The organism is Streptomyces chromofuscus, from assembly GCF_015160875.1.
Classification (GTDB): domain Bacteria; phylum Actinomycetota; class Actinomycetes; order Streptomycetales; family Streptomycetaceae; genus Streptomyces; species Streptomyces chromofuscus.
On the sequence record NZ_CP063374.1, the window covers coordinates 772,021 to 798,832 of the forward strand.

30 protein-coding genes and 1 pseudogene are annotated in these 26,812 nt (G+C 73.6%); 16 read left to right on the forward strand and 15 right to left on the reverse strand.

The window, feature by feature from the left end:
• Positions 1-64 precede the first annotated feature (64 nt).
• Positions 65-724 carry an HdeD family acid-resistance protein gene (locus tag IPT68_RS03435; protein WP_189700645.1) on the reverse strand — a complete coding sequence of 220 codons (660 nt, stop codon included), beginning with the start codon at positions 722-724 and terminating at the stop codon, positions 65-67.
• Positions 725-926: 202 nt separating this feature from the next.
• Between IPT68_RS03435 and IPT68_RS03440 the strand changes: the two genes are divergently transcribed.
• Positions 927-1,472: a potassium channel family protein gene (locus tag IPT68_RS03440; RefSeq protein WP_189700644.1), complete on the forward strand. Its 546-nt coding sequence runs from the start codon at positions 927-929 to the stop codon at positions 1,470-1,472.
• 7 nt (positions 1,473-1,479) lie between these two features.
• On the opposite strand, the gene IPT68_RS03445 is transcribed toward IPT68_RS03440, so the two are convergent.
• From IPT68_RS03445 to IPT68_RS03475, 7 genes and pseudogenes are all read right to left on the reverse strand, one after another.
• Positions 1,480-1,677, reverse strand: a complete 198-nt coding sequence (locus tag IPT68_RS03445; RefSeq protein ID WP_189700643.1) for a hypothetical protein — start codon at positions 1,675-1,677, stop codon at positions 1,480-1,482.
• A gap of 114 nt (positions 1,678-1,791) precedes the next feature.
• Positions 1,792-2,304 (reverse strand): hypothetical protein, encoded by a 513-nt coding sequence (locus tag IPT68_RS03450; protein WP_189700642.1) that lies wholly within the window; start codon positions 2,302-2,304, stop codon positions 1,792-1,794.
• The gene (locus IPT68_RS03455) at positions 2,304-3,932 is read right to left on the reverse strand and encodes an MFS transporter (protein ID WP_189700641.1); all 1,629 of its coding nucleotides are present in this window, start codon (positions 3,930-3,932) and stop codon (positions 2,304-2,306) included. Before IPT68_RS03455 ends, IPT68_RS03450 begins: the two co-directional genes overlap by 1 nt.
• An 85-nt stretch (positions 3,933-4,017) precedes the next feature.
• The gene (locus IPT68_RS03460) at positions 4,018-6,684 is read right to left on the reverse strand and encodes a LuxR C-terminal-related transcriptional regulator (protein WP_228040227.1); all 2,667 of its coding nucleotides are present in this window, start codon (positions 6,682-6,684) and stop codon (positions 4,018-4,020) included.
• A gap of 734 nt (positions 6,685-7,418) precedes the next feature.
• A complete protein-coding gene (locus IPT68_RS03465; protein ID WP_189700640.1) occupies positions 7,419-7,865 on the reverse strand; it encodes a hypothetical protein in 447 nt (148 codons plus the stop codon).
• Positions 7,866-8,031: 166 nt separating this feature from the next.
• Positions 8,032-8,661 (reverse strand): annotated as a pseudogene (locus IPT68_RS03470) (molybdopterin-dependent oxidoreductase); the annotation flags it as partial.
• A 296-nt stretch (positions 8,662-8,957) separates the two neighbouring features.
• Positions 8,958-9,521, reverse strand: coding sequence for a PadR family transcriptional regulator (locus IPT68_RS03475; protein WP_189700639.1), 564 nt, complete (start codon positions 9,519-9,521; stop codon positions 8,958-8,960).
• Between the two features lie 125 nt (positions 9,522-9,646).
• Between IPT68_RS03475 and IPT68_RS03480 the strand changes: the two genes are divergently transcribed.
• Entirely contained in the window at positions 9,647-10,039 is a 393-nt protein-coding gene (locus IPT68_RS03480) for a nuclear transport factor 2 family protein (protein WP_189700638.1), read from the forward strand.
• A 49-nt stretch (positions 10,040-10,088) separates the two neighbouring features.
• On the opposite strand, the gene IPT68_RS03485 is transcribed toward IPT68_RS03480, so the two are convergent.
• Positions 10,089-10,379 (reverse strand): zinc-ribbon domain-containing protein, encoded by a 291-nt coding sequence (locus tag IPT68_RS03485; RefSeq protein ID WP_189700637.1) that lies wholly within the window; start codon positions 10,377-10,379, stop codon positions 10,089-10,091.
• 200 nt (positions 10,380-10,579) lie between these two features.
• Between IPT68_RS03485 and IPT68_RS03490 the strand changes: the two genes are divergently transcribed.
• From IPT68_RS03490 to IPT68_RS03500, 3 genes are all read left to right on the forward strand, one after another.
• Positions 10,580-10,822, forward strand: a complete 243-nt coding sequence (locus tag IPT68_RS03490) for a DUF6411 family protein (RefSeq protein WP_189700636.1) — start codon at positions 10,580-10,582, stop codon at positions 10,820-10,822.
• Positions 10,823-10,931: 109 nt separating this feature from the next.
• Positions 10,932-11,396, forward strand: coding sequence for an SRPBCC family protein (locus IPT68_RS03495; protein ID WP_189700635.1), 465 nt, complete (start codon positions 10,932-10,934; stop codon positions 11,394-11,396).
• Between the two features lie 205 nt (positions 11,397-11,601).
• Positions 11,602-12,186: an AMIN-like domain-containing (lipo)protein gene (locus IPT68_RS03500; protein WP_444545036.1), complete on the forward strand. Its 585-nt coding sequence runs from the start codon at positions 11,602-11,604 to the stop codon at positions 12,184-12,186.
• A gap of 27 nt (positions 12,187-12,213) precedes the next feature.
• Here IPT68_RS03500 and IPT68_RS34575 read toward each other — a convergent pair whose 3' ends face one another.
• The gene (locus IPT68_RS34575; RefSeq protein ID WP_265583895.1) at positions 12,214-12,339 is read right to left on the reverse strand and encodes a hypothetical protein; all 126 of its coding nucleotides are present in this window, start codon (positions 12,337-12,339) and stop codon (positions 12,214-12,216) included.
• A 210-nt stretch (positions 12,340-12,549) separates the two neighbouring features.
• Here IPT68_RS34575 and IPT68_RS03510 point away from each other — a divergent pair, with 210 nt between their 5' ends.
• The 4 genes from IPT68_RS03510 (at position 12,550) to IPT68_RS03525 (ending at position 15,555) form a co-directional block, all read left to right on the forward strand.
• The gene (locus IPT68_RS03510) at positions 12,550-13,044 is read left to right on the forward strand and encodes a DUF2617 family protein (protein ID WP_189700634.1); all 495 of its coding nucleotides are present in this window, start codon (positions 12,550-12,552) and stop codon (positions 13,042-13,044) included.
• A complete protein-coding gene (locus IPT68_RS03515; RefSeq protein ID WP_189700633.1) occupies positions 13,041-13,439 on the forward strand; it encodes a DUF4247 domain-containing protein in 399 nt (132 codons plus the stop codon). The genes IPT68_RS03510 and IPT68_RS03515 overlap by 4 nt, the downstream gene beginning before the upstream one ends.
• Before the next feature lie 66 nt (positions 13,440-13,505).
• Positions 13,506-13,943, forward strand: a complete 438-nt coding sequence (locus IPT68_RS03520) for a DUF350 domain-containing protein (protein WP_189700632.1) — start codon at positions 13,506-13,508, stop codon at positions 13,941-13,943.
• A 10-nt stretch (positions 13,944-13,953) separates the two neighbouring features.
• Complete coding sequence (locus IPT68_RS03525) at positions 13,954-15,555, forward strand: polyamine aminopropyltransferase (protein WP_189700631.1); 1,602 nt, start codon at positions 13,954-13,956, stop codon at positions 15,553-15,555.
• Positions 15,556-15,567: 12 nt separating this feature from the next.
• On the opposite strand, the gene IPT68_RS03530 is transcribed toward IPT68_RS03525, so the two are convergent.
• Complete coding sequence (locus IPT68_RS03530; RefSeq protein WP_189700630.1) at positions 15,568-16,662, reverse strand: carboxylate-amine ligase; 1,095 nt, start codon at positions 16,660-16,662, stop codon at positions 15,568-15,570.
• Positions 16,663-17,050: 388 nt separating this feature from the next.
• Between IPT68_RS03530 and IPT68_RS03535 the strand changes: the two genes are divergently transcribed.
• The gene (locus tag IPT68_RS03535) at positions 17,051-17,716 is read left to right on the forward strand and encodes a hypothetical protein (RefSeq protein WP_189700629.1); all 666 of its coding nucleotides are present in this window, start codon (positions 17,051-17,053) and stop codon (positions 17,714-17,716) included.
• Between the two features lie 11 nt (positions 17,717-17,727).
• On the opposite strand, the gene IPT68_RS03540 is transcribed toward IPT68_RS03535, so the two are convergent.
• Complete coding sequence (locus tag IPT68_RS03540; protein WP_189700628.1) at positions 17,728-18,585, reverse strand: MBL fold metallo-hydrolase; 858 nt, start codon at positions 18,583-18,585, stop codon at positions 17,728-17,730.
• Positions 18,586-18,892: 307 nt separating this feature from the next.
• Between IPT68_RS03540 and IPT68_RS03545 the strand changes: the two genes are divergently transcribed.
• Positions 18,893-19,927 carry a zinc-binding dehydrogenase gene (locus IPT68_RS03545; protein ID WP_189700627.1) on the forward strand — a complete coding sequence of 345 codons (1,035 nt, stop codon included), beginning with the start codon at positions 18,893-18,895 and terminating at the stop codon, positions 19,925-19,927.
• A 31-nt stretch (positions 19,928-19,958) separates the two neighbouring features.
• On the opposite strand, the gene IPT68_RS03550 is transcribed toward IPT68_RS03545, so the two are convergent.
• The gene (locus tag IPT68_RS03550) at positions 19,959-21,032 is read right to left on the reverse strand and encodes an NAD(+)/NADH kinase (protein WP_189700626.1); all 1,074 of its coding nucleotides are present in this window, start codon (positions 21,030-21,032) and stop codon (positions 19,959-19,961) included.
• Between the two features lie 278 nt (positions 21,033-21,310).
• Between IPT68_RS03550 and dhaK the strand changes: the two genes are divergently transcribed.
• From dhaK to IPT68_RS03565, 3 genes are read left to right on the forward strand one after another with little or no spacing between them, the layout of a single operon-like run.
• The gene (gene dhaK, locus IPT68_RS03555) at positions 21,311-22,303 is read left to right on the forward strand and encodes a dihydroxyacetone kinase subunit DhaK (protein WP_189700625.1); all 993 of its coding nucleotides are present in this window, start codon (positions 21,311-21,313) and stop codon (positions 22,301-22,303) included.
• Between the two features lie 43 nt (positions 22,304-22,346).
• Positions 22,347-22,946: a dihydroxyacetone kinase subunit DhaL gene (gene dhaL, locus IPT68_RS03560; RefSeq protein ID WP_189700624.1), complete on the forward strand. Its 600-nt coding sequence runs from the start codon at positions 22,347-22,349 to the stop codon at positions 22,944-22,946.
• On the forward strand, positions 22,939-23,349 hold the full coding sequence (locus IPT68_RS03565) for a PTS-dependent dihydroxyacetone kinase phosphotransferase subunit DhaM (protein WP_194074053.1): 411 nt from the start codon (positions 22,939-22,941) through the stop codon (positions 23,347-23,349). The genes dhaL and IPT68_RS03565 overlap by 8 nt, the downstream gene beginning before the upstream one ends.
• Before the next feature lie 160 nt (positions 23,350-23,509).
• Here the strand turns inward: IPT68_RS03565 and IPT68_RS03570 are convergent, their stop codons facing one another.
• A complete protein-coding gene (locus tag IPT68_RS03570) occupies positions 23,510-24,211 on the reverse strand; it encodes a glycoside hydrolase family 75 protein (protein ID WP_189701901.1) in 702 nt (233 codons plus the stop codon).
• A 360-nt stretch (positions 24,212-24,571) separates the two neighbouring features.
• On the opposite strand from IPT68_RS03570, the gene IPT68_RS03575 reads away from it, so the two are divergent.
• On the forward strand, positions 24,572-25,552 hold the full coding sequence (locus IPT68_RS03575; protein WP_228040229.1) for a fibronectin type III domain-containing protein: 981 nt from the start codon (positions 24,572-24,574) through the stop codon (positions 25,550-25,552).
• 165 nt (positions 25,553-25,717) lie between these two features.
• Positions 25,718-26,251, forward strand: a complete 534-nt coding sequence (locus IPT68_RS03580) for a hypothetical protein (protein ID WP_189701902.1) — start codon at positions 25,718-25,720, stop codon at positions 26,249-26,251.
• A 9-nt stretch (positions 26,252-26,260) separates the two neighbouring features.
• Here IPT68_RS03580 and IPT68_RS03585 read toward each other — a convergent pair whose 3' ends face one another.
• Positions 26,261-26,812: a PadR family transcriptional regulator gene (locus IPT68_RS03585; RefSeq protein ID WP_189701903.1), complete on the reverse strand. Its 552-nt coding sequence runs from the start codon at positions 26,810-26,812 to the stop codon at positions 26,261-26,263.

A 26,812-nucleotide genomic window follows, 5' to 3' on the forward strand; every position in this document is an offset into this window, starting at 1 on the left:
GGGTCTCCTCGGTCGTTGACGGCCGCCTGACGGGCAACGGGCTCCACGTGCGGGCTCCCGGACCTCACGCCGCCGTCGGGGTACTTGTCCGGCGCTCGGTACGGGCCCTGCGCAGCGCGGCCCGCAGGGCGAGGGCCACCGCGAGCTCGACCAGACCGAGCAGCACGAGCCACAGCCCGAGCAGCCGGGTCAGGGCGACGGCCGACTCGGCCGGCAGGGCCAGCACGACGATGCCCGCGACCGCGGCGAGCACGCCGGCACAGAAGACGACACCGCGGTGGGGCAGCGCCTCGGCGGCGAGGGCCGCGTAGGTGGTGAGCATTCCGGTGACGAGCCAGACGATCCCGACGATCAGCGAGAGCGCGGCGATCGTCTGCAGCGGGTTCCTCAGGCACAGCACCCCGGCCAGCACGTACAGCACGGCGAGCAGCAGCCCGGGCAGTCGCCGGCCGTGCTCCTGGCCGAAGACGGCGACGAACCGGAAGCCCCCGGTCACGAGCAGATACAGCCCGATGAGCACGGCCAGCACGTGCAGCGTCCCGTTCGGCCAGGCCAGCACGATGATCCCGGGCACCAGCGTCGCGACGGCCGAGCCCAGCAGCCACGTCCACGAGCCGCCCAGCCGTCCCAGCAGTTCGGCCGGGTCACTTCCCGGGGCGGTACCCGGGCCGTCGGCCGGGGGTTCTGGTCCGGCCTGCGGTGCCGGACCACGCGGAACGGTCATGGCTCCTCCTCGCGCGGTCAGGCCGGGGCGCCTTGCGAACCGCCCGCGCAACGGTGCGCGATGCCCACCTGGGGCGCCCACCCGGCCAGTGTCGGAGCCGCCGCCGGGCACCGGCTCACCCACGACGGGTGATCCGCGGACGTCGCCGTGGCGCTGAGGTGGTCCTTGACCGGTGCACCGGTCCCGGCGGAACGGAGCGGAGATGAAGGTGGCGTCGCGTCCGGGCAGGTGGGGAGCGGCCTTCGTGTTCGTGCGCGGGACCGTCATCGCGGCCGGACTGGTGACCGCGTACTACGCACTGCCCCTGGACGGGAGCATGGCGGCGGACACCCTGGCATGGCTCGTGTGCGGTCTGCTGGCGGTCATGGTGGTCTTCGCCTGGGAGGTCCGCATGATCTCCCGCTCGCCCTATCCGCGGTTGAAGGCCGTGGAGGCGCTCGCCGCCACCGTGCCGCTGTTCCTGCTGCTCTTCGCCAGCACCTACTACCTGGTGGGCCGGTCCTTCCCGGGCACCTTCAGCGAGCCGCTGACCAGGACGGACGCACTGTACTTCGCCCTCACCACCTTCAGCACCGTGGGATACGGCGACATCACCGCCCGCTCCCAGGCCGGCCGTGTCCTCACCATGCTGCAGATGGCCGGCGGACTGCTGCTGGTGAGTGTCGCGGTGCGTGTGCTGGCGGGCGCGGTGCAGGCGGGGCTGCGGCAGCGTCAGCGCCGCGGGACCAAGGACGCGGGAGGGCAGTGACCCGCCGTCACTCCGGGATGCGGCGCATCTCCACCACGGTCAGCCCCACGGCCTGGAAGCGGGCCAGCAGTCCGTACAGGTGCGCCTCGTCCACGACCGGGCCGTAGAAGACCGTCTGACCGGACATCACCACGTGCTCCATTTCGGGGAAGGACTCGGTCAGCGTCTCCGACACCTGCCCGTCGACGCGGATCTCATAGCGCATGGGTTGCTCTCCCGCGGGCGACTTCCACCGGGCCGACTGCGGCCACCCTGCGATCCTCCGCCCCTGTGGCACGAGCGGCCTCACCCCGGACAGGTGACCCGGCGGACCGCCGGGTCAGTGCGTGACGGCGAGTTTGAACACGACGATCAGCAGGCCGATCACCAGGTTCACCGCCGCGGCGGTGGCCATCTGGCGCGGGCTCGCGCCCGCCCGGCGCGCCGCGGCCACCGACCAGCCCACCTGTCCGGCCACGGCGACGCCGAGCGCCAGCCACCCGGCCCCCTGCACGTCGAGGCCCAGCAGCGGACTGACCGCGACCGCCACGGCGGGCGGTACGGCGGCCTTCACGATCGGCCACTCGTCACGGCACACCTGCCGCACCACGCGGCGGCCCAGGGGCTGCTGCGCCAGCCGCGCCCCGAACAGGTGGGCGTACACGTGCGCGACCCAGAACACCCCACCCGTGAGCAGCAGGAGCACCACCAGCTCCACGCGCGGGAACGAGCCGAGGGTGCCGGCACCGGCCACGACGGAGGCGGCGAGCAGCGATCCGTAGACACCGCCGGTGTAGTCGGCGTGCGCACGGCGTTCCGCCGTCCGGGCCGACGCGCGTTCCATCCCGGACATCACGCCCTGTCCTCCCGTCCTGTGCTGTCGCCCACCGTCGGGGGCTCCTCGTCGCGGGCGGTTCGGCCCGTCGGCAGGTGCCGGGTGGCCGGGAAACTCGCCAGTGCGATGCCGCCGGCCGCCAGGATGGCCGCCCTCAGGCCGTCCAGTTGCGCCTGCGCGTAGGAATCGGTGAGGGCGTCCACCTCGGACGGGGGCAGTCCCGCCCGTTCGGCTGCCGAGCGCACCTGAGCGGTGGGCACGAAACTGACCCCGGCCTCCAGGGCGACGCCCGATTCCTGGCGTGCCTGGTCGGACAGGCGGGGGTCGTCCTCGACCTGGGTGGAGAAGGCGTGGGCCAGGGCCCCGACGAGGAGGGAGCCGATGAGGGCGGTGCCCAGCGCCGAGCCCAGGTTCTGGGCGGTGAACTGCAGCCCTCCGACCTCGCTGCGCTCCTCCTCCCCGGCACTGGACTGCACGACGTTGCCGAGCTGCGAGGCGAGCAGGCCCATGCCGACGCCGAGGACCGCCATGGCGCCGAAGAACTGGGCGTCGTCGATGACCGGGTCGATGGTGGCCAGCAGCCACACCACGGCCACCAGCAGCGTCACCAGAGCCAGCCTGACCACCGTGCGGGGTCCCATGCTGCGGGCGAGCCGGGCCGCCCCCAGCGAGGTCACCAGCATGGTGACCGAGACCGGGAGCAGCCGCAGGCCGGTCTCGAAGGCGTCGAAGCCCTGCACGACCTGCAGGTACAGCGGGATGGCGAAGAACAGGCCGAGGAGGATCAGGTTCTGGCTCAGCAGGGCCAGCAGTCCGGAGCGGAGCCGCGGCCGGCCGAGCAGATCCAGGTGCACCAGGGGATACTCCCCACGCTCCTCCCGGCGTCGCTCCCAGGCACGGAAGAGGCCGAGCACGACCGCGCCGGCCGCGATCAGGAACAGCGTGGGTGCGAAGCCCAGCACCGTGAACGGCGGATTGCGGGGCTGCACCCATCCCCAGGTGCCGCTCTGCAGCACCGCGAGCACACCCATCCCGAGCCCGGCCGCCGACAGCACCGCCCCGACGGCGTCCATCCGCGGCCGGCGACCGCCCGGTGCCTCCCGGGGGATCGCCCGGTGGCAGAGCAGCACGGCGAGGACCACCACGACCTCGCCGACGAAGACCAGGCGCCAGGTGAGGTACGTCGTGACCCAGCCGCCCAGCAGCGGCCCCACGGCGATACCCGCGCCGGCCAGGCCGCCGACGACGCCGTAGGCGATGGGCCGATCCCGTCCCCGGTAGGACTCGGCGACCAGGGCCGCCATGGACGGCAGCACCATGGCCGCGCCGAGCCCTTCGACCACGGACCAGCCCAGTGCGAGGACCCCCAGGGTGGGTGCCACGGCGGTCACGGCCGACCCGGTGCCGTAGACGACCATTCCGAGGAGGAAGACACGACGACGGCCCAGGATGTCGCCGAGCCGCCCGCCGATGAGCATGAAGGCCGCCATCACCAGGGCGTACAGCGTGATGACGGCCTGGATGGCGGTGACCTCGGTGTCGAAGTCGTCGACCAGTTGGCTGATGGACACGTTCATCACCGAGGTGTCCAGCACCATCAGGAACTGTGCCGTACCGAGGACGATCAGAGGGCGCCAGTGCTTCACGGGACCATCGCACCAGCCGACGTCCCAGGCCGCCTCACCCTCCGGGGGCGATGCGGCCGGGGTCGGCGGGCGTCGTCCTCGTGGTTCACAGCAGCCGCAGGTCGCGTGCGCGGCGCACCGCCTCGCCCCGCCGGCTGACGCCGAGCTTGCGGTAGGCGCTCTTGAGGTGTGTCTTCACGGTGTTCACGGACACCTGCAGGTCCGCGGCGATCTCCTCCGTCGACATCATCCGGGCCAGCCGTCGCAGCACGTCGCGTTCGCGGGCGCTCAGCGGTTCCACGACGAGCGCGGTGGAGGCCCTGGCCGTGGACGCGTCGCGGTCGACGCGGGGGCCGGGGCCCGGCGTGAGCCAGCCGTGCGTCAGCTCCCGCAGCGGGTCCGAGGCCAGCAGGGGACGGATCCAGGGGCCGGCCTCCAGGAACGGCCTGCGCAGGTGTTCGCGCCGGGCGTCGAGGAGGGCCCGCGCGACGAGGCGCCGGGCGGTGCCCGGGTCTCCCGCCTGGTGGGCGGCCTGGGCCCGCACCAGGGTGGCCCGTACGGTCACCGCCGGACCGGGCCGGTCCTCGCCGGGCAGGTGGTCGATGAGGTCGCGGGCCTCGTCCAGCCGCCCGGCCGCGAGCCGGGCGCGTGCCCGCTCCACGGCGCCCGCCGTCCGGTGATCCGGGGCGCGCCGCAGGTCCCTCAGCGCCGACTCGGGGCGGCCGTGCGCGAGGTGGGCGGCGGCCGCGATCAGGGCGGTCTGCTCCGTGACCCAGGGGGAGGCCACGGCGGCGGGGACGGCGGGGTCCGCCGTCTCCAGGGCCGCCCGCGCGTCCCCCCGGGCCAGCAGCAGGCGACTCGTGGTGAGGGCCAGCACCGCCCGCGTCACCGGGTCCGGTGTTCCGTCGTGGGAGTCGCTGACCTCCTTCAGCAGCTCCTCGGCCCTGCGCAGTTCGTCGCGGTCGACGGCCACGGCGGCCAGGACCAGCCGGCCGATGCCGGAGGCGGCCTGCTGGGGCAGGCCGTGGCGTTCCGCTTCGGCCGCCGCCGCCTGCGCCTTGCGTTCCGCCCGGCCGTGCCAGCCGGTCAGGTAGTCGATCAGGGCCAGGTGGCCGAGGGACTCCAGCCGGGGCAGGGCTGTCGCCGCTCCGCCCCCGCACCCCGGGACGGCGTTCAGTGCCGCGCGCGCCGCGTCGAACCGTCCGGCCCACAGCCGGGCGACGCCCAGGTGCGTCAGCAACAGGGCGGTGCATTCCGGGTGCGCGTCCAACAGATGCGCGGGAATGTCCGGTCGGGCCTCCTCCGCCGCCCGCGCCGCCTGTTCCGCCCGGTCCGGCGCACCCGTCATTCGTGCGGCCAGTGCCTCCAGCAGGGCCCGGCTGAGCCGGGCCGGGCCCGGGTCGAGCCCGTCCCCGTCGAGGCCTTCCCGGGCACGGTCCAGATGGGCCAGAGCGTGCTGGAGGTCGTGGTGGGCCAGTTCACGGGCCGCGCGGACCAGGTGCGCGGCCGGTCCGGTCGCCTCGGGGCTCATCCGCCCGAACAGGTCGGAGAGGTCCTGGGAGCGCAGGCCGGTGAAGAGCTGCCCGATCGCCAGGTCGTCGACGAAGGTCCGGGCGGCGAACTCCCAGTCGTCCGCGGCGGCGCCCTGGGCGAGGGCTTCGGGAAGGGCCCCGTACCGGCGCAGCCACCGCGCGGCCCGGCGGCGCAGTTCCGGTTCCAGCCCGGGCGCGCGCTCGCGCAGGTGAGCCCGGAGGATCTCCGCGCACAGCGGGTGCAGGCAGTACCAGGAGTGGCCCAGCTGCTGGAGGAACGCGTTCTCGCGGTGCAGTGCCGCCAGTGTCGGCTCCGCGTCGGACCGCAGCGTCAGCGCGTTCACCAAGTCGGGGCAGAACCGGTCCAGGACGCTGGCCCGCAGCAGCAGGTCCTGTCGCTCCGGCGCCTGCGTGCCGAGCACCTCGGCCAGCAGGAAGTCCGCCACCGTGCTGCGGCAGGCCTCGAACTCCTTGAGGTACGTCTCCGGATCCGGGCTCTGCCGGGCGGCCAGGGCGCACAGCCGCAGCCCCGCGGCCCAGCCCTGGGTGCGCCGCACCAACCCCCGCACGGACTCCGCGGGCAGGGACAGACCGTGCAGCGTCAAGAGCTCCGCGGCCTCCTCGGGGGTGAAGGCGAGGTCCGCGTTGCGGATCTCCGTCATCAGGCCCGCCGCCCGGTACCGGTGCAGCGGCAGCAGCGGCTCGGTGCGGGTGACGAGCACCAGCCGCAGTCCGCGGCCGGCGTGGTCGAGGACGAAACGCAGTTGCTCCGCGACCTCGGGGGTGGTGACGCGGTCGTACTCGTCGAGGACGAGGACCACGGGCCGGTCCAGTTCGTCGAGGCCGGCCGCGAGGCGGGCCGGCAGCCCGGGGTCCACACGGCTCGCCTCGGCGGGGCCGCCGATCCCCGCCGGCACCGGCACGCCGGCACCGTGCAGCGCCTCCAGGACGTACGCCCAGAACACCCCGGGGGCCCGGTCGGCGGCGTCGCAGGTCAGCCAGGCGAGCGGCAGCTCAAGGCCGGCGGCCCAGTCGGCGACCAGGAGGGTCTTGCCCGCACCGGCCGTGCCGTTGACCATGGTCAACGGCAGCGGCGGCGTCTGGTCGAGGCGCTGGACCAGCCGCTCCCGACGCAGGAACGTGGCGGGCCTCGTCGGCAGGGCCAGCCGGGTGCGCAGGAACGGGACTCCCGCGGGGTCCACGCCCGTACACGCCGGATGCCGGTCGTCGTCGGGGCTCACCGTCGAGCCCCGGAGTGACTCACCGTCAAGGGCGATCACCACCGTCGTTCGATCGGGCGGTCGTGGGCAGCACTGCCAGATACAGGATCCCAGCGTTCGCGCGTACCCGCATGCCCGGGCAGGGCCGAATGGGCCGCGCCCGCCGGGCATGCGGGGCATTTCCGGCAGGGCCGGATGGGCCGCGCCGGCGGGCCGTTCGGCCCCGCCGGAGACCGGGTGTCCCGGTGCTCCGTTGTCCGCCCCGCCGCGCGCGTCCCGCCCTCGTCCTCGCGCGGCGGGGCGATCCGGCCTGGCCTGGGCAGTCGGCCGGGGGGCAGACAGCCGTCCCGGCTCGCTCAGGGCTGCTCGCTCGGACCGTCCAGCCGGGACGGGCGAGCTGGGCGGCGACAGCTCCGGGCAGGCCGCGGCGACGTTCTCCTCCAGGTGGTCGGTGCGGGCGGTGCCGGGACGGGGCCGATCGCCGGTGAGTGGGCGAGCAGCCGGGCGAGGGCTGCCTGGGCCGGTGTGGCAGCCGGCTGCCCAGCTCGTCCGCCACGCCGGGCGATCGCGGCGTGGCGGACAAGCGTGCCGTGCGCGACCGGCCGCCACGGCAGAAACGCGATGCCGGCCGCCTCGCAGCGCGGCGAGGCGCCGACGGAAGGACGCCGGCACGGCGTGAGGGACGCCCCGGCCGCGGGGCGGCGCCGGTCCCGGTGCGCGGTTCCTGCGCCGCCGGCGCTCACCTCGTCAACTTGTCAGCACCTGCGGCGCGTGTCCTTCAGGTGGGCGTTCGCCCAGCACAGCTGGCGCAGGGTGTCGGGGTGGCACTGGCGTACGAGGTCCAGGAGCCGTTCGTCGGCGGTCGCCTGGGCCGCCTGGGCCACCAGTTCCCAGTCCAGGGAGACCTCCGACGCCCTGACGTGCACCTCGCGCAGGTCGCGCAGCAGGAGCAGGCCCTCGTCCGGCTCACCGTCCTGGGCGTGCTTTCCGTGCGCGGGCGCGGGGTCCTGGACGAGGTCGACACCGTAGCGCCCGCCGATGGCGGCCAGTTCGCGCAGATGGCGGCGGGACCAGGCGGCCAGGTCCAGGGCAAGGTGGTGGACGTCGTGCGCGGACCTGTGGTGGTCCGCCGTGCGCAGCAGGGTGCGTACCAACTCCACCTCGGCGTCGTGCAGTTCGCGAAGTGCCAGGCCGATCTTCATCAGTGGTCTTCCGTCCCTTCCCGTCGTACGTCCTCGTCGGCCGCCGCTGCCGCGCCGCCGCGCGTGGGGGGAACGGCCTCGTCGAGCGGCGCGGAGGCCGTGGCCGTCGGGGCCGGCGCGGGCCGGCCGTCCGCCGGGCCGAGGCGGCGCAGCCCGGCGGCGGCGGGTGCCCGAACAGGGCGATGGCGTCGGCGTGGTCGATGTCGGCGTACGAGCCGGGCTGGCCGTCGCAGCCGAAGCTCTCCTTCAGCGCGGTGGCCGCCGTGACCGTCCACAGCCGGGTGTTGCCGTCGAGGTGATGGGTGCCGATGCCGCCGCGGGCGATCGGACCGAGCGTGTAGTACTCCTCCAGGAACAGCTGCCCGGTGGTGCAGAAGCCGATCGCGCCCGGCCCCTGCTCGTCGAGCAGTTCCCGGGTGCGGGCCACGACGAGGTCGAGCGCGGTGTCCCAGTCGGTCTCCACCAGGCGTCCGTCCCGCCGGACCAGGGACCGGGTCAGCCGGTCCGGCGAGGCGCTCGCCTCCCAGCCGTACAGGTCCTTGGGGTCCAGCCGGCCCCGGTTGACGCGGTCCTCGGCCCGGCCCCGCACCCCGACGATCCGCCCGTCCCGGACGGCGATGTCGAGCGCGTCCCCGTTGGAGTGCAGCACCGACGCCGAGCGCACCCAGCGCTCGACGTCCTGCGGCGCGACGCCCTCGGCCAGCCGCGCGTCCACGCGCACCGGCCAGTCGCCGCCGCGCCCGTACGGCGTACGGCTGCCCCATGGATCGGCGATCCGGTCCACGCGCCGTCCCATCGTGTTCCCTCACCGCCCGGCCGGAGCCCTCGACGCCATCTGCCGGTGCCGAGTGCCCAAGCCGGCCCCACCGAACCTCGACGCCACGGCACGCGCCCGCGTCACCGGCCCGAGCGGAGTCGGGCGGACCACGGCGCACACCGCTGATCACCGGCCCGGGGCGACTCCTCGTCACTGCCCGAGTCGAACCCCACGGACCACACCGCGAACCGTCACGGCACGGACGCGCATCGCCGGCCTCGGCCGATCCCCGGAGCCCATGGCCGGCGCGGGCGCCCTCGGGCCGGGACCCGGGCTCAGCGGGCCGTCGCCCGCTGTTCCAGGCGCCGCACTGCCAGTTCGCACCACCGCAGGTTCTCCCGCTCGAAGGCCATCCCCCGCAGCAGCGTGAGATACGGCCCGATCCGCTCGGCCTGCGCCAAGTACTCGTCCTCCGTACACCCGCCCAGCATCCGCTCCCTGGTCCGCTCGTACCGGGCGAGCTTGGCGGCGGCCCACTCCCCGCGCTGCGCGATCGCCGCGCGCACGGCCTCGACGTCACCGACGTCCGCACACTGCACCTTGACCATCAGCTCGTCGCGGATCGCGGTCGGCCGGGCGGGCGGCTCGGCGACGTAGGCCCGTACGGCGGCGAGACCGGCCTCGGTGAGGGAGAACAGCCGCTTGTTGGGCCGGCGCTCCTGCTCGACCACGCGGGCGGCGACGAGGCCGTCGCGCTCCATGCGTTCCAGCTCGCGGTACAGCTGCTGAGGGGTGGCCGTCCAGAAGTTGGCGACGGAGGCGTCGAACCCCTTCGCGAGGTCGTACCCGGACGCCTCGCCCTCCAGCAGTGCGGCCATCACCGCGTTGCGCAATGCCATCGCGCCACGTTAGCACCGCGTTGATCAGTCAACGAGTTGAGTATCCGGACCCTGGACAGCCGGACACCACGCCCCGTAGCCTCGCAGCCACCTATTCAACTCGTTGACTATCAGAGGTGGGCGAGATGCATCCCTTCCGCCAGGCGGTCGAAGCCGCGGACCTCGGCGCCGTGGAGGCCCTGCTGGCCGACGACGTCGTCTTCACCAGCCCCGTCGTCTTCAAGCCGTACACCGGCAAGGCCATCACCGCCGCGATCCTGCGCGCCGTCTTCGAGGTCTTCGAGGACTTCGCCTACGAGCGGGAGATCGGCGCCCCCGACGCCCGCGACCACGCCCTCGTCTTCACCGCGACGGTCGCCGGCAAGCAGCTCCAGGGCTGCGACTTCCTGCGCATGGACGACGACGGCAGGATCGCGGAACTCATGGTCATGGTCCGCCCGTTGTCGGCCGCGAAGGCCCTGGCCGAGCAGATGGGCGCCCGCTTCGACGCCGTCGCCCGGGAGGCCGCCGGGACCTGACCCGGGCACCGACGGCCCGGGTCGGGGCGTCCGAGGAAGGAGGTCGCCCTCAGGACTGGTACGGCTGCTGCTGCGGCTGCCCGTACGGCATGCCGCCCTGCCCACCCGCCGCCTGCGCCTGCAACTGCTCGGCCTGCTCCTTGGTCACCCTCTGTTCGGCGCCGCAGAACGTGCACTGGGTCGCGTACTTGGTCGAGAACGGGAACAACGGCACGAAGAACAGCGTGAACTTGGTGACGCGCTTCCTGAGCGTGTGGGCGGCGGGATTGCCGCACTGGCCGCACAGCAGCGTGAGCACGGCGATCTGGTACAGGTATCCCTTGGTGCCGAAGATGATCATGCGGTCGTTCCTCCCCGGAGCGGCGCCTTTCGGCGGCGAGCGGCGCGGTGCGCTCACGGACACAGCCTCGTACACACCGGCTCACCGGGCCAAACCACGGCCCGCGGGCCCTCGGGCGACCGCGCCGACGGACACGGTGCGTGATCGGGGGGAACCGGGGAAGTCGGTCCGTACCAGCGACCGTGAGATCGGAGGCCCCCATGATGATCGCCGGCGTGATAGTCGCCTGCGTCGTGCTCGCCGTCCTCGCCTTTCTCCTCCCCCGCCTGTCCAGGCATCCGCAGAACGGCGCACAGCGCACCCTCGGCTTCGGCTCCCGCGCCGGCTCCAAGGCACCGGGGCCCCTGGGCCGGCTCTTCAGCAAGCCGTTCCGGTCCAGTTCCCGAGCGCTCGGCCGCAGCGGCTCCGCCGGCCGCCGCGCACGAGGGCGGCTGCCGTTCTGAAATGCCCCGGGCCTGCTGTTAACCCGCGCTCCTCGGGTACTCGCTGCACTGTGAGAGATCCGCGCGGCGGGCCCGCGGTCCGCCGTACACGACTCCGAGGAGGTCGGACATGAGCACGGTCAAGGAAACAGTCGAGGTCGAGGTCCCCGTCCACACCGCCTACAACCAGTGGACGCAGTTCGAGGAGTTCCCGAACTTCATGGAGGGCGTCGAGGAGGTCAGGCAGGTCGACGACCGGCACAACCACTGGACCACCAAGATCGGCGGAGTACGTCGCGAGTTCGACACCGAGATCGTCGACCAGCTCCCCGACGAGCGGATCACCTGGCGCACCACTTCGGGTGACACCCGGCAGAGGGGCTCCGTCCGCTTCCAGCGCGTGGACGACACGCACACCCGCGTGGAACTGGTCATGGACGTCGAACCCTCCGGCGCCGTGGAGAAGGCCGGGGACATGGCAGGCGTCATCGACCGGCGCGTCAAGGGCGACATGCGGCGCTTCAAGGACTACGTCGAGCACCGCGGGACCGAGACCGGAGGCTGGCGCGGACGCATCAAGCCCGGACCGTCCTGAGGCGACGACCACCCACCCCGACCCCCGTGCGACCCCCGCACGGGGGTCTGCCCTTGCCCAGGCGCCGCCCCTAGCCGAGGCGTGACAGTACGTGATCGCGCCGTGCAACCTTTCGGCCATCCCGACTGTCCTAGCAGATATCACCAACAGCCACACTTTGGGGGACGCAATGACACGAACAGGGACAGTGAGAGGGACGGTGTGGATGGCGCTGGCGCTCATGGGCGCCACGTCTGCGGCGGCCGCCCCGGCACAGGCCGCCGCCGGCCAAGCCGCTCCGGCCCGGACCGCCTCCGTCGCCGCCGCTACGGCGACGGCGTGTCCGACCGGCTGGGGCAGTACGGCCAAGACCCGGACCGCCGGCACGACGGAGCCGGTGACGAACATCAGGACCGGCCGCCACGCCTGCTACGACCGGATGGTCGTCGACGTCCCGGGCGCGGGAACCGCCGGACTCGGCTACTCGGTCAGGTACGTCGCCAAGCTGCGCCAGGACGGATCGGGTCGCCCCATACCGGTCGGCGGCGGAGCCGTCCTGGAGGTAAGGGTGACGGCACCCGCCTACGACCCGGACACCGGCGCGCCGACGTACCCCGCCCGGGCGGGCCGCCCGCTGCCGGGCGTCGACCTCACCGGGTACCGCACCTTCCGCGACGCCCGCTTCGCCGGCAGCTTCGAGGGCGAGACGCAGGTCGGACTGGGAGTACGGGCACGGCTGCCCTTCCGGGTACTGGTGCTGACCGACCGCGTCGTCGTGGACGTCGCGCACAACTGGACCGGAGCCCGCTGAGGTCGGGCCGGACAGCGAACGGACCTGTCAGCCCGTACCGGACTCGCCCGGCTCCAGCAGCCGGGCGAGCGTCGCCGGCGCGGTACGCCTACCCGTCTCGTCGTCGGCGGCGGGCACGGCGCCGGGAACCCCCTCGTGCACTGCCGGTCGCACCGGGCGTGTCGTACGTGAGCGACACAGGGAACCCGCCGCCTTCCGGGCGGCGAACTCGGCCTCGACGTACTCGCGCGACGGGGCCGACCGGGTGAACGGTGTGTCATACTCGGCGCGATTCTGCATGGTCCAGTTCGGGGGATGTTCGGTGAAGCTGCGCTTGGCGCGCTCCGTCACGGGGGCGCGGGTGTCGTACTGGGGCCGTCCCGGATGAGCGGCACAGCACTCGCCGCGCCGTACCTCGACACCGACGCCGACCAGCTCTCCTTCGCGCTCGGCCACCCTCCGTACACCGCGCTGGCCGTACGGAACCTGACGGTCGGTGGGCTCGACGTACAGCTCAGGCTCCTGGGCGCCTCGCACCAGGTCTTCGCGGGACCGGTGGCGGAGACCGTGGCCTGTCTGCCCGGCGTCGAGGGAGGCCTGCCGGACACGGCGGAGCGTCAGTTCGACGGCTGGGCGTACCACTTCGACGCCCGCGTCCTGCGGTTGTCCGCGGGCGAGTTCGGCGCGCGGGTGGCGAGCATACGCGCGCAGGCCGAGGCGCACCCCCACGCGCTGTGCGGTATCTTCCCCGGCTCCCCGGACGCGGTGACCGCGCTGACCGTCGAGTCGTGCGACACCGGACCGAGCTGGCGTACCTGGCACACGTATCCGCAGAGCCGCGCGATCGTGGCGACGCACACCCGGCTGGAGGTCCGTTGAAGACCGCCCGACGCATCGGCGTCCTGTTCCTCACCACGGCGGCGCTCGCCGCCTGCTCCGGTGACTCCGGCGGCAACGCCGTCCCGTCCGGCTGGATACGCCAGGAGTACCGGGCCGGCGGCGGATCCTACCTGGACCGGAGCGACCCGGTGACCACGGTCGCGAGCGAGATAGAGAAGCACACCGCGCCCCAGGACCGCACCAGCAGCGGCCGCATGGTCTTCCTCCGCTACCGGGACGACATCGTCGCGGTCAGCCCCTACCTGGGCGGCAGCCGGATCGAGATCGACGACTACCGCGGCGGCTACCACCGCTGGCGGCCGCATCTGAGCTCGGTGTGGCCGGATCCCGACAGCGACTCCTTCCGCGGCGGTGGCCCCGGCTCCGGCAAGTGAGCCACCGCCGCCCGACGCTTCCCGGCCCACCGAGTACACCCATCCGTAGTCCCCGAAAGGCACCCCGTGGCAGAGATCTTCGAGTCCGCAGGCACTGCGCTGCTCTACGGCCTGGTCGGCTTCGTGGTGATGGCGGTCGGGTTCATCGCCCTCGACCTCGTCACCCCCGGCAAGCTGGTCCATGTGGTGTGGACGGAGCGCAACCGGGGCGCGGCCGTCCTGCTCGCCGGCCAGACGATCGCGATCGGTCTCGTCATCGACCAGTCCATCCGGGCCAGCGAATCCGAACTGGGCCTCGGCTACGGCCTGTTGAGCACCCTGCTGTACGGCCTGGCCGGGGTCGTGGTGATGACCCTGATCGCGTGCGTCGTGGGACTGCTGACCCCCGGCCGCCTCGGCCACGCCGTGCTCGACGACCAGGACGGCAGGCCCCATCCCGCCGCCTGGGTGCAGGCGGCCATCTACCTCGGTACGGCCTTCATGGTCGGCGCCGCCGTCTCCTGAACCCGTCACCGTGACTACCACCGCCCCGGACCGCAGCACCGATCCGACTGTCGTACGGCCGCCCGTGACGCACTCGCGGGCGGCGCGTTTCCTGCTCCTTCTCGCGGTGTTCGTCTGTGCCGCCTGCGGTCTGGTCTACGAGCTGGCGCTGACCGCGCTGGGCAGTTACCTCATCGGCAACTCCGTGACGCAGACCTCCGTGGTCATCTCCGTCATGGTCTTCGCCATGGGCATCGGCTCCTTGGCCGCGAAGCCGATGCAGCGGCGCGCGGTCGGCGCCTTCGCCCTGCTGGAAGGGGCGCTGGCGCTCGTCGGCGGCCTGTCGGTGCTCGTCCTGTACATCACGTTCGCCTGGCTGCGGATCTACATGCCGGCCATGGTGGCCGTGTCGTTCCTCGTCGGCCTCCTCATCGGCGCCGAGATCCCGCTGCTGATGACGCTGCTTCAGCGGATCCGGCGGCAGGAGGCGGGCAGCGCGGTCGCCGACATGTTCGCCGTGGACTACGTCGGGGCCCTGGTCGGCGGGCTGTGCTTCCCGCTGCTGCTCCTGCCCACCTTCGGACAGCTACGGGGAGCGCTGGTGGTGGGCGCGGTCAACGCCGTGGCCGGGGTCGTCGTCGTCCTGTGGATCTTCCGCCGGGAGACCCGGCGTGCCGTACGCCTGGCGCTCCTGGCCGGGGGCGCCGCCGTACTCGCCGTGCTCGGCACGGTGTACGTCCTGGCGGACGACATCGAGGTGACGGCCCGGCAGAAGCTGTACCGGGACCCGATCGTCCACGCCGAGACCACGGTGTACCAGGACATCGTCGTCACCCGGTCGACCGCGTTCACGGGCACCCCGGACATGCGGTTGTTCCTCAACGGGGACCTGCAGTTCTCGTCCGTCGACGAGTACCGCTACCACGAGGCCCTCGTGCATCCGGCGCTGTCGGGCAAACGCACCTCGGTTCTGATCCTGGGCGGCGGCGACGGACTGGCCCTGCGGGAGGTGCTGCGGTACGACGACGTCGAGCGGGTCACGCTGGTCGATCTCGACCCGGCGATGACCCGGCTCGCCCGTACCTTCGGCCCGTTGGCCGACCTCAACGACGACGCGTTCGGCGACCCCAGGGTGCGCGTCGTCCACGCCGACGCCTTCAACTGGCTGCGCGACGCCGACCGGCGCCACGACACGGTCGTCATCGACTTCCCCGACCCGGACACCGCCGCGCTGGCCAAGCTCTACAGCGTGGAGTTCTACCATCTGCTGCGGCACGCCCTGCACCCCGACAGCCGGGTGGTGGTGCAGGCCGGCTCTCCGTTCTTCGCCCCCAAGTCGTACTGGTCCATCGCCACGACGATCGCCGAGGCCGGCTACCGCACGACCGCGTACCAGGTGGACGTCCCCAGCTTCGGCAACTGGGGCTTCGTCCTCGCCGTACCCGGCGCCGACGGACCGGCGCCCGCACTGCGGCTGGCCGAGGACGCCCCGTCCCTGCGGTTCCTGGACGACGCCGTGCTTCGGGCGGCCTCCGTCTTCCCGGTCGACCGCCGCCCCCAGGACGTCCGGGCGAGCACCCTCATGGATCCCGCGGTGCTGGAGTACACGCGGCACGAGTGGCAGAACTACTGATCGAGCCCTGTCTCAAGGGTTGCCGCCGGCTTCGGTGACCATCGCGGTGACTCCGTCGATGCCGCCCTCGGCCAGGGCATGGCGTTGCCGGTCCGCGCCGGTGCCCTGGCGCAGCAGCCGGTGGACCAGCGAGGTCACCTCACGGCTGTCACCGGACGCCTGAAGCGCCGGAGAGACGTACTCCAGCAGCCGGCACACCACGTCGCCCGCGCGGCGACGGCTGCCCGCCGAATCGATCAGGTCCTCGCTCAGACCGTGCCGGGCCGCCTGCCACATCGCCGCCCGCAGCAGCTCCTGGCCCGGCTCCGCCGACGGACGCCCGGCTGTCACCTCGCACACGGCGGTGTCGACCAGCGCCCGCACCAGACCGGCGAACATCACGGCGTCGTCCGTACGCAGCTGCACGTCCAGGCAGCGCACCTCGACCGTGGGACAACGCTCGGACAGCCGGATCTGCCAGTAGAGCTGTCCGGCGTCACTGATCACACCGGTGTCGACCAGGCGCCGCACCCGTGTGTCGTAGTCCTGGTCGTCCAGGAAGCGCGGCGGGACGCCGCTGACCGGCCAGCGGTCGAAGACGACGGTGCGCCAGCTGGCGAAGCCGGTGTCGTGTCCCTCCCACAGCGGGGAGTTCGCCGCCATCGCGGTCAGCGTCGGCAGCCACAGACGGATCCGGTTCAGCACCTCCACCCCGACCCGGCGGCCGGGGACGGCGACGTGCACGTGCATGCCGTTGACCATCTGCTCCGCCACCAATTGGGGCGCCTGCCGCTGCATCGCCTTGTAGCGGGTCTGCGCGGTGACCGGCACGGGCGTGTCCTCCCGGAGCAGGGGCGTGCCGCTGGCCAGGATCCGGCAGCCGTGCGTCTCCGCCGCCCCGGCCACGGCGTGCCGCAGCCGCAGCAGGTGTCCGCCGACCTCCTCCAGCGAGTCGCACACGGGCGTGGCCACCTCGACCTGCGCCTGCAGGAGCTCCGGCTGGATCTCCCGGGAGGCGACGAACGGCTCCAGGCCGGCCGAGGCCCTCACCTTCTCCGCGTACGGAGCCAGTCGGCCCGTGACCGGATCGACCAGCAGAAACTCCTCTTCGACACCGACCGTCGCCATCGACGCCCCTTTCCTCTCCCGCCGCGCACCGCCCCGGCGGGAAACGGGCGCGCCCGCGCGGGCGCCGGTGGAAGCCGCGCCCGCGCCGTCCCGTCTGCTGGAGGGTGCCACCAGCAAGTGCCGCGAACGCGCCGTTTCAAACCTTCGCGCGCGCGGCCACGATGACCGAGGGCGGCTCGGGGTACTCGGCGCGCCGGTGCCGGACGGCGGGCACGGCCCCGTGGCGGCGCCCCGGCGGCCACCTCGTACCGGACCGCGCACCTCACCCAGGACCGACCACCTCACGCAGGCCGACCACCTCACGCAGGCCACGACCACCGCACGCAGGCCACGACCACCGCACACAGGCCGACCACCGCACACAGGCCGACCACCGCACGGAGGACCGATGAGACGGACGTGGGTCAGGGCGGCTCCGGCCCACCCGGCAGCCGGGCCCGCCCGGCGGACACGGCTGCGCTTCGACGGCTGGATCGCGGGGATCGGGACCTCCTCCGGCACCCGTGTGGTGCTCGGGCACTGGCCCCGCTCCCCGTTCGGGCCGATCAGCGACGTGATGCTCGAACGGGCGGACGGACATCGGCTGCTGATGGCTCCCTCCGCGGAGGTGGCCGGGTTCGTCGCCGCCACCTACGTCTTCGACGAGGTCCTGGTCGTACCGGTGAGCGTCAGGACCGGCGGGGACGTCTGGACGGTGACCGCGGCCTCGCTGGAGCTGCGCTTCGTCACCGGCCGGCGGAGTCCTCTGGGGAGGCTGCTCCGCGCCGTTCCCCCAGCCCTCGCCGCCCGCCCGGCCTGGGCCACGGCCGTCTCACCACTCGCCCGTCTCCTGGGCGTGCGCACCCGCGGCAGCGCCCGCGCAGGTCGGCGCGAGTGGTACGGCGCGCGGGACCTGCACCCGATCACCACCGCCGTCGGCACCTACGAGGGCGAGGACCTCGGCTGTCCGGCCCGGGTGGAACCACCCGTACGGTTCGGGTTCGGCTCGACGCCCCGGAAGCCGTGCGTCGTGCGCGTCACCACGACGGTGGCGGTGGACACCGGGACCGACTGACCGGGGAGGGATCACACGACCGTCGGGGCAGCGCCGGGCTCGCAGGTCACACGGGCCCAGTCACCGTGGCCGCAGTGAACGATCCGGTCGCCGAACCCGATCCGCTCCGCCTCGGCGAGGAACGCGGCCAGCGGCGAACGCATCACCGTGTAGTCGCCGTAGTGCACGGGCAGGACACGCCGGGGATCGAGCCGCCGGGCGAGTTCCGCTCCCTGCGCCCCGTCCATCGTGACGAGGAACCCGCCGGGCAGCAGGGTGCCGCCCAGGTGGAGGAGGGCCAGGTCGGCGGCCGGGAAGCGGCGGGCGATCTCGTCGAGGCCGTCGTAGACCAGCGTGTCGCCGGAGACGTACAGCCGCGTGCGCGCCGGTGCGCCGACGGGGCCGAACTCCAGCATGCTGCCCATCACCGGTGGCAGCAGGCCGCGCAGCAGCGGGTGGCCGGCGTGCCGTCCCGGCAGGGCCGTGACCCTGACCTGCTGCCCGCCGTGCCGAAAAGTCAGCGCCCGCCAGGTGCGCAGCCCCGCGGTGCGCCGGAATCCGTGCACGACCTTCAGACGGCGCGCGGCGTGCGGTGTGGTCAGGACGGGCACCGTGCGGTCCAGGTGCCGGGTGGCCCGGCGGTCCCAGTGGTCCCCGTGCAGATGCGACAGCACGACCCCGTCGAGCGCGGGCAGCTCGGTCACGTCGACGGCCGGTTCGGTCAGCCGCCGGCTCAGCAGCCCGTACCCGAGGTAGGCGTACTGCCCGCGGTGCAGGAAGTTCGGGTCGGTGAGCAGGGTGAGCCGCCCGTAGCGCAGAAGTACGGTCGCGTTGCCGATGAAGTGGAGATCGATCGCGCCGTCAGCGGGGTCGTCCGGGGTCCGAGGCATGGTCGCCCGTCCTTCGACGGAGCCGGAGGACACCTCGAAAGCACCGTGGGTGCGTGCCCTCCTCCTGCTCGCGGAGTACCCGTGACGGGCCGGGTCACTCCACGCCGTGCCCGGACGGCCCACCGCGTGCGCACCTGGCGGGGCTCCCGCCCCGGAGGGGGCCTGCCTCCGTGCGCGCGTGCACCGGACGCGCGCGTGCACCGGACGCGCGCGTGCACCGGACGCGCGCGTGCACCGGCGTGGGAGCGCTGATCTCATGGAATGCGCACCCGTGCCGGAGACCGGCCGAACCGAGAGGCGACACTCCATGCGAGCAACGTTCATGTACGGTGCCGGCGACGTGCGCGTCGAGCAGGCGCCCGACCCGGTGCTGGAGCGGCCCACCGACGCCGTGGTACGCGTCGTGCGCGCCTGCGTCTGCGGCAGCGACCTGCACCCGTACCACACCATGCCGGCCTCCGACGAGGGCACGCCGATGGGTCACGAGTTCCTGGGTGTGGTGGAGGAACTCGGCTCCGAGGTCGCCGGACTGAAGCGCGGCGACCTCGTGGTGGCCCCGTTCGCCTACGCCGACAACACGTGCGCGTTCTGCCGCGAGGGACTGCACACGTCCTGCCCCAACGGCGGCTTCTTCGCCTCGGGGGTCGGCGGCGGTCAGGCGGAGGCGGTCCGCGTACCGCAGGCGCAGGGCACGCTGGTCAGGCTGCCGGTCGGCGAGGACTCCGAGCTGCTGCCGTCGCTGCTGACCCTGTCCGACGTGTACGGCACCGGCCACCACGCCGCCAAGCAGGCCCGCGTCGGTCCGGGCAGCACCGTGACCGTGATCGGCGACGGCGCGGTCGGCCTGCTGGCGGTGCTGTCGGCCAGGCGGCTCGGCGCCGAGCGGATCATCCTCATGGGCCGGCACGAGGTCCGCACCGAGCTCGGCCGTGAGTTCGGCGCCACCGACGTCGTCCCCGAGCGCGGTGAGGAGGGCGTCGAGCGCGTACGGGAGCTGACGGGCGGCGACGGCACCCACGCCGTGCTGGAGTGCGTCGGCTACATGAGCGCCTACGAGATGGCGGTCGGCACGGTCCGACCCGGCGGTGTCATCAGCCGCGTCGGCGTCCCTCAGTACGAGGAGGCGCCGGTCGGCTTCAGCAGCCTGTTCGGCCCGAACGTCACCCTCACCGGCGGGCCCGCGCCGGTCCGCGCCTACATCGAGGAACTGCTGCCCGGCGTCCTCGACGGCACGGTCGAGCCCGGGCGCGTGTTCGACCGGACGGTCGGCCTCGACGAGGTGCCGGAGGGGTACCGCGCCATGGACCGGCGCGAGGCGCTCAAGGTCCTCGTCCGTCCCTGACCCGCCGGGGTCCGCGGGGTCTCCGCTGCGGTCACAGAAGCGGTGACGAGCCGTCCGTGACTGTCAGCAGCGCCAGATGGGCGAGATCTCCGGGCGGCGGAGTCGTCACCGACCACAGGGGCGCGGGCGACCCGTCGGCGACCGCGGCCGGGGCGTCGGTCAGGTTCATGCGCTCCCGCAGCCGGCCGTAGAAGTCCATCGGCCCCAGCCGTACGGCCCGCAGCCGCCGGGGGGCCGCGTACACGCCGATCCAGTCCCCCGGGTTCAGAACGCCCCGGACCTGGCCGTCGATGCTGACCGCGGCCGGTCCCGACCGTTCGAGGACGCGCAGGCCGACGGGCTCGTCGGGGGCCGTGACGACCGAGCGGTTGAACGCCATGTGCGGGGCGACCGGCGTGAAGACGAGGGCCTCGGCGCGCGGCGAGACCACGGGCCCGCCGGCGGCGAAGCTGTAGGCGGTCGAGCCGGTCGGGGTGGCCACCAGCAGCGCGTCGGCGGAATAGGACGCCAGGAGCCGCCCGGAGACGTAGACCCCCACCGACACCTGCCGGTCCCGGGCCAGCTTCTCCAGGACGACGTCGTTGAGCGCGGTGACGTCGAGCGCGATGCCCCAGTCGTCGTCGACCTCGCACTCGCCGCGGACCGGGGGCGGCGGCAGGAGCGGCCCGCGACCGTAGCAGACCCAGTCCTCCATGGGCGGCGGCACTTCGAGGCGGCGGGAGGCGCGCAGGGCGAGCAGCATGCGGCTGTCGATCCTGAGCCGGTCCTCGCGCACGTCGTCCAGCGCCGCACGCACGCCGTCGGCCGACACCTCCGTAAGGAAACCCACCCGCCCCAGGTCGACGCCCAGCACCAGGGCGTCGTTCTGGGCCGCCAGCCGCGCGCCGCGCAGGAAGGTGCCGTCGCCGCCCAGGGTGACGATGAGATCGGGGTCGCCCGCGGCCTCGACCTCCTCCCGGGCGGTGCGCCGCCCGCCGTCGTCCCACACGTCGATGTCCGTGCACCGCACGGCGTGCTCCTCGCACCAGGCGCGGACCACACCGGCCGCCGCCACGGCCTCCGGGCGTCCGCCGTGCACGACCAGTCCGATTCGGCTCACCGTCATGTCTGCCTCCGGGGACAGCTGGGTCACCAGGTCGTGGCGACGGTGCGCGTCGTGGCCCACGCGCCACGCTCGCGAGCGTAGTCCGCGGCCGGTCACGGCCGCCACCGCGGGAGGGCGCCGTACCCGGGCGCGGGTGCCCGACCCGTACGGAACGTGTGCGCGGCGCCACGGCGCGTGGCCGGGCCGCGCCCGTGAGTCCCCGCACGTGACCTTCGCTGCCGCAAGGTCGATACTGCCGACAACAGTGCTCCAGCGGAGAATTTCACCAGGAGGCACCCATGAAGATGCTCATCAACGTTCCGGAGACCGTCGTCGCGGACGCGCTGCGGGGGATGGCGGCGGCGCATCCGGAGCTGACCGTCGATGTGGAGAACCGGGTGATCGTACGGCGGGACGCGCCCGTCGAGGGGAAGGTCGCGCTCGTCTCCGGCGGGGGCTCGGGGCACGAGCCGTTGCACGGCGGGTTCGTGGGGCCGGGGATGCTGTCGGCCGCCTGCCCCGGCGAGGTCTTCACCTCCCCCGTGCCGGACCAGATGGTGCGGGCGGCCGCGGCCGTGGACAGCGGGGCCGGGGTGCTGTTCGTCGTGAAGAACTACACCGGTGACGTGCTCAACTTCGACATGGCGGCCGAGCTCGCCGAGGACGAGGGCATCCAGATCGCCAAGGTGCTGGTCAACGACGACGTGGCCGTCACCGACAGCCTCTACACGGCGGGGCGGCGGGGTACCGGCGCCACGCTGTTCGTGGAGAAGATCGCCGGGGCCGCCGCCGACGAGGGGCAGCCGCTGGAGCGGGTGGAGGCGATCGCCCGGCAGGTCAACGAGAACGCGCGCAGTTTCGGTGTGGCGCTGAGCGCGTGCACCACGCCCGCCAAGGGCAGTCCGACCTTCGATCTGCCGCCCGGCGAGCTGGAGTTGGGCATCGGCATCCACGGCGAGCCCGGACGGGAGCGGCGCGCGATGATGACCTCGCGCGAGATCGCCGACTTCTCGGTGCACGCGGTGCTGGAGGACCTGAACCCGCGCAACCCCGTCCTGGTCCTGGTCAACGGCATGGGCGCGACGCCGCTGCTGGAGCTGTACGGCTTCAACGCCGAGGTGCAGCGGGTGCTCGCCGAGCGGGGCGTGGCCGTCGCCCGCACCCTCGTCGGCAACTACGTGACCTCCCTCGACATGGCCGGCGCCTCGGTGACCCTGTGTCAGGTCGACGAGGAGTTGCTGCGGCTGTGGGACGCGCCGGTGCGGACGCCGGGGCTGCGCTGGGGCATGTGACGGCGACACGACGATCAACGCACCTACCACGCAAGGAGACCCAGTGCTCGACGCCGACTTCTTCCGCCGTTGGATGACGGCGACCGCCGCGTCCGTGGACCGCGAGGCGGAACGGCTCACGGCTCTCGACTCCCCCATCGGGGACGCCGACCACGGCAGCAATCTGCAACGCGGGTTCACCGCGGTGACGGCGGCGCTGGAGAAGGAGACGCCCTCGACGCCCGGCGCGATCCTGATCCTGGCGGGGCGGCAGCTGATCTCGACGGTCGGCGGGGCCTCCGGTCCGCTCTACGGCACGCTGCTGCGCCGCACCGGCAAGGCGCTCGGCGACGCCGCCGAGGTCGACCGGGCCCAGCTCGCCGAGGCGCTGCGGGCGGGCGTGGACGCCGTGATGACGCTCGGCGGCGCCGCGCCCGGCGACAAGACGATGATCGACGCGCTGGTGCCGGGGGTGGACGCGCTCGGCGTCTCCTTCGGCGCGGCCCGCGACGCCGCCGAGCAGGGCGCGCTGGCCACGACGCCGTTGCAGGCCCGCAAGGGCCGGGCCAGCTATCTGGGCGAGCGCAGCATCGGTCACCAGGACCCGGGCGCCACGTCGTCGGCGCTGCTGGTCGCGGGACTCGTGGAGGCCGCCGGTGAGTGACGAGAAGCTGGTCGGGATCGTGCTGGTGTCGCACAGCGCGCAGGTGGCCGCGTCCGTGGCCGAGCTGGCGAAAGGGCTCGCGGGCGGCGCCACGGCGGTGCCCGTCGCGCCGGCGGGCGGCACCGAGGGCGGCGGACTGGGGACGAGCGCGGAGCTGATCGCCGCGGCGGCGGCGTCCGTGGACCGCGGCGCGGGGGTCGCCGTCCTCACCGACCTCGGCAGCGCCGTCCTCACCGTGAAGGCGCTGCTGGCCGAGGGTGACGAACTGCCCCCGCACAGCCGCCTGGTGGACTGTCCGTTCGTCGAGGGCGCCGTCGCCGCGGTCGTCACGGCGGCCACGGGAGCCGACCTGGACGCGGTGGCGGCGGCGGCCGCCGAGGCGTACAGCTACCGCAAGGTCTGAGCCCCGGCGGTCACCGGGAGGCCCGCACCCCGGGCCGTCCTCTCCAGCGGCGGCGGCCGGCGGACGGCGGATCGTCCGCCGGCCGCCCGGCCCGCTCGGCGCGGGCGCGGGCCCGCACCGGTTCGGCCGCGTGGCCGCCGCCCGCGGCTGTCCGAGCCGCTCAGCGTCCCTCGACGAACCGCCGCGCCAGCCGCTCCCCCAGCGTCACGGCGGCGGCGTGGCTCTCGATGGGTGAGACCTGCGAGCCCTTGAACACGACGTAGGTGACACGGCCGTCCGTTCCCCCGCCGTGGGGGTCGGGCGGGATGTCGAGGGCCTGGGCGGCGGCGTACGACGCCTCGCCGATGACCTCGCGCGGCCCGGTGTCCCCGACGACCGCGTACCGCACCCGGCCGCGGTGGACGACGGCCACCACCGATCCGCCCCGCACGCCGTGCTCGCGGTAGTCCCAGACGCGGCTCGGGCCGGGCACCACGACGAAGGGCAGGTGTTCGGCGTTCAGGTGGCGGCCGTCGGAGGCCTGGAAGGCCGTACCGGCGGAGAAGTGCGGGTCGGCGCGGCCGTTGCAGCGGCGCCCGGGGCGGCCGTCGCAGTCGATGTCCATGTCGGCCGTCCAGAAGACGGCGTCCCGGGTGCCGCAGACGGGAACGGTCGCGGGTCTGTCCGCGTCGGTGCGGTAACGGCCCCGGGAGACGGGGTCGCACTGCCGTACCTTCGCCAGCAGGTCGGCCGCGCGGACGGGGACCTGGGCGGGTCTTTCGTTCCGCGTGCGGGGCTCCTTGGGCGGGTGGGCGGTCGAGGATGTCGCCGGGGCGAGCAGGGCGGCACTTGCCGCGGCCAGCACGAGGGACTGGGCACGCACGATAGGAAACTCTCTGCCGGGGACGCTGACGGTCACTCTCAGCACCATCTGATGCCGTTCCCGATCATGGGGCCACCCGGGGGGTCCGGACGGTGCACGCCACGCCCCCCACCAGGGGCCGGGGGCCCGAGCCCGTGTCGGCTCCGGCCTCCCGGCAGCCCCGGCCGGCGCGGGACGGCGACGACAGCGGTCCGCGCCATGGACACGAACTCCCCTGTGCGGGTGAGGAGTTCGGCCGTGCTCACTTCAGCATACGTAAGCGCGGCGGGTGCTCCGGGCCCCGCCCCCTTGATGTGGCCGCGCCAGTCACGTCATATTGGTCCGGACCATTGCCGACGTGCCGTCCCTGGAGGCCGTGTCGTGCGACGCCCTTCCGTCCCCGCCGCCCTGGCCCTCGGCGTGCTGCTGCTCGTCCCGTCCTGCGGCTGGGGAGGCACCGCCGACGGCGACGAGGGGCGGCTGCCCGCCGCGCCGACAGGGGTCACCGCGGCGGCGGGCAGCGCGACCAGCGTCCATGTCATGTGGAACGCGGTGTCCTCGGACGGCCTCGGCGGCTACGAGGTGTACCGCGACGCCACCCGGGTGAGGGAAGTCCCCGGTTCGACGCACATGGTGGACGTCACCCGGCTCAGGCCGTCGACGACCTACGTCTTCACCGTCCGGGCCCGCGACACCGAGGGGCGGCTCGGACCGCCGAGCCGCGCGGTGCGGGCCAGGACGCCCGCCACCGTCGCGGCCGACACCTCCGCCCCCTCGCGGCCGGGCCGGGCGCGAGGGCGAGCCGCCGGGAGCCGGGCGGTGCAGTTGTCGTGGGCCGCGTCGACGGACGACGGGGGCGTGGCGTCGTACGACGTCCACCAGGGCGACACGAAGATCCACAGCGTGCGCGGCACGCAGACCGCGACCGTGGTGACGGGGCTGCGGCCCGGCACCCGCTACACCTTCACCGTCCGGGCGCGCGACACGGCGGACAACGTCTCCGCCCCCAGTGCCGCCGTCCGGGTCACCACCGCGCCGGGCCCGGGGGACGGGCGGGACACCGCGCCGACCGGCTTCCGCGCGACGACCCGGCGCGCCGACGGGGCGTACCACATCGACCTGTCCTGGGTGCCGCCCCAGGTGGACGGGGTGATCACCGAGTACCAGGTCCAGCTCGACGGCCGTCCGGCCACCTCTTTGGTCTTCGGCGGGACCGCGCCCCGGGACAGGGCGGAGTACAGCTTCTACATCGGGCAGGAGGCCGGGGTGAGCCATCGGGTGCGGATCCGCCCCAGGCTGCCGGACGGCACCTGGGGCGGGTTCTCGGCGGAGCGGACGGTCACGACCGGCGGAGGGTCCTGAGGCTCCGGGAGTCCCCCGGAGGACGCAGTCCGTCACCTGGGCGGGTGCGGCCCGCATGCGGCGGGAGCCGAGGGCACGTTGGCTGCCACTGAGGCAGCACGGGCGTTCCCCGACCTCGGCGGCGCAAGGGATGTACCGCCAACCGTGCCGCCGGAGGGCAGTCCCATGCGTACTTCTCAGCCTCTCCTCGGGGCGGCCGTGACAGCCGCCGCGCTGCCGCTGGCCCTGGTCGCCGGGCCGGCCGCCGCGAACTCCGGGATCTCGGTGAGCACCAGCGGCTCCACCGTCTCGGTGACCACCAGCGCCTGCACCCAGCTGAACGGCAGCTGGGGCACCGCCTCGCTCCTCAGCAGCGGCCAGGCCACCTTCGCCCAGGGCCGGCGGGTGCCGGTGACCGGTTCCAGTGCCCTGCAGAACGCCGCCTGGACGAACGTCACTCCGGGCACGTACACCGTCGTCGTCATGTGCGCGAACGGCAACACCGCCGGCACCCAGTCCGTGATCGTCTCGGCCCCGTCCACGCCGACCATCTCGGCCACCACCACGCCCTCACCGACGCGCGGCGTGGTCGGCGGTGTCGGCGGCGGCAGCCGGGACTACGGCACGCTGACGCTGGTGGCGGGCGGCGCGCTGGTGGGCACCGGAGTGATCGCCGCGGCCTGGTACCTGCGCAAGCGCTCCAAGCCGTACCGGCTCTGAAGCCGCCGCCTACTGGCTCCGCTCCGCGGGCAGTTCGGCGAACTCCGCCAGCGCGTGCTCCAGCCAGCGGGTCCAGAAGGTCTCCAGGTCGATGCCGGCCCGCAGCACCAGATGCTGCAGCCGGTCCTGCGGGCTGTCCTTGCCCGGCGGGAAGTCGCGCCGCTCGATCTCCTCGTACTCCGCCAACTGCCGCCGGTGCAGCTGGAGATGGCGGCTCAGATCGGCCTGGAGACCTGCCGTGCCGACCACGGCCGCCGCGCGCAGCCGCAGCAGCAGCGTGTCGCGCAGCGGCTTGGGCTCCTGTGCGGCGGCGGTCCACCGGGCCAGTTCGGCGCGGCCCGCGGGCAGCACCTCGTAGCTCTTCTTCTGCCCGCGCGCCGGCTGCTCGGCCGGCAGGGCCCGGATCAGCCCCTCGGCCTCCAGCTTTCCCAGCTCCCGATAGATCTGCTGATGTGTCGCCGACCAGAAGTAGCCGATCGACTTGTCGAAGCGGCGGGTCAGCTCCAGCCCCGAGGACGGCTTTTCGAGCAGGGCGGTGAGGATCGCGTGCGGGAGTGACAT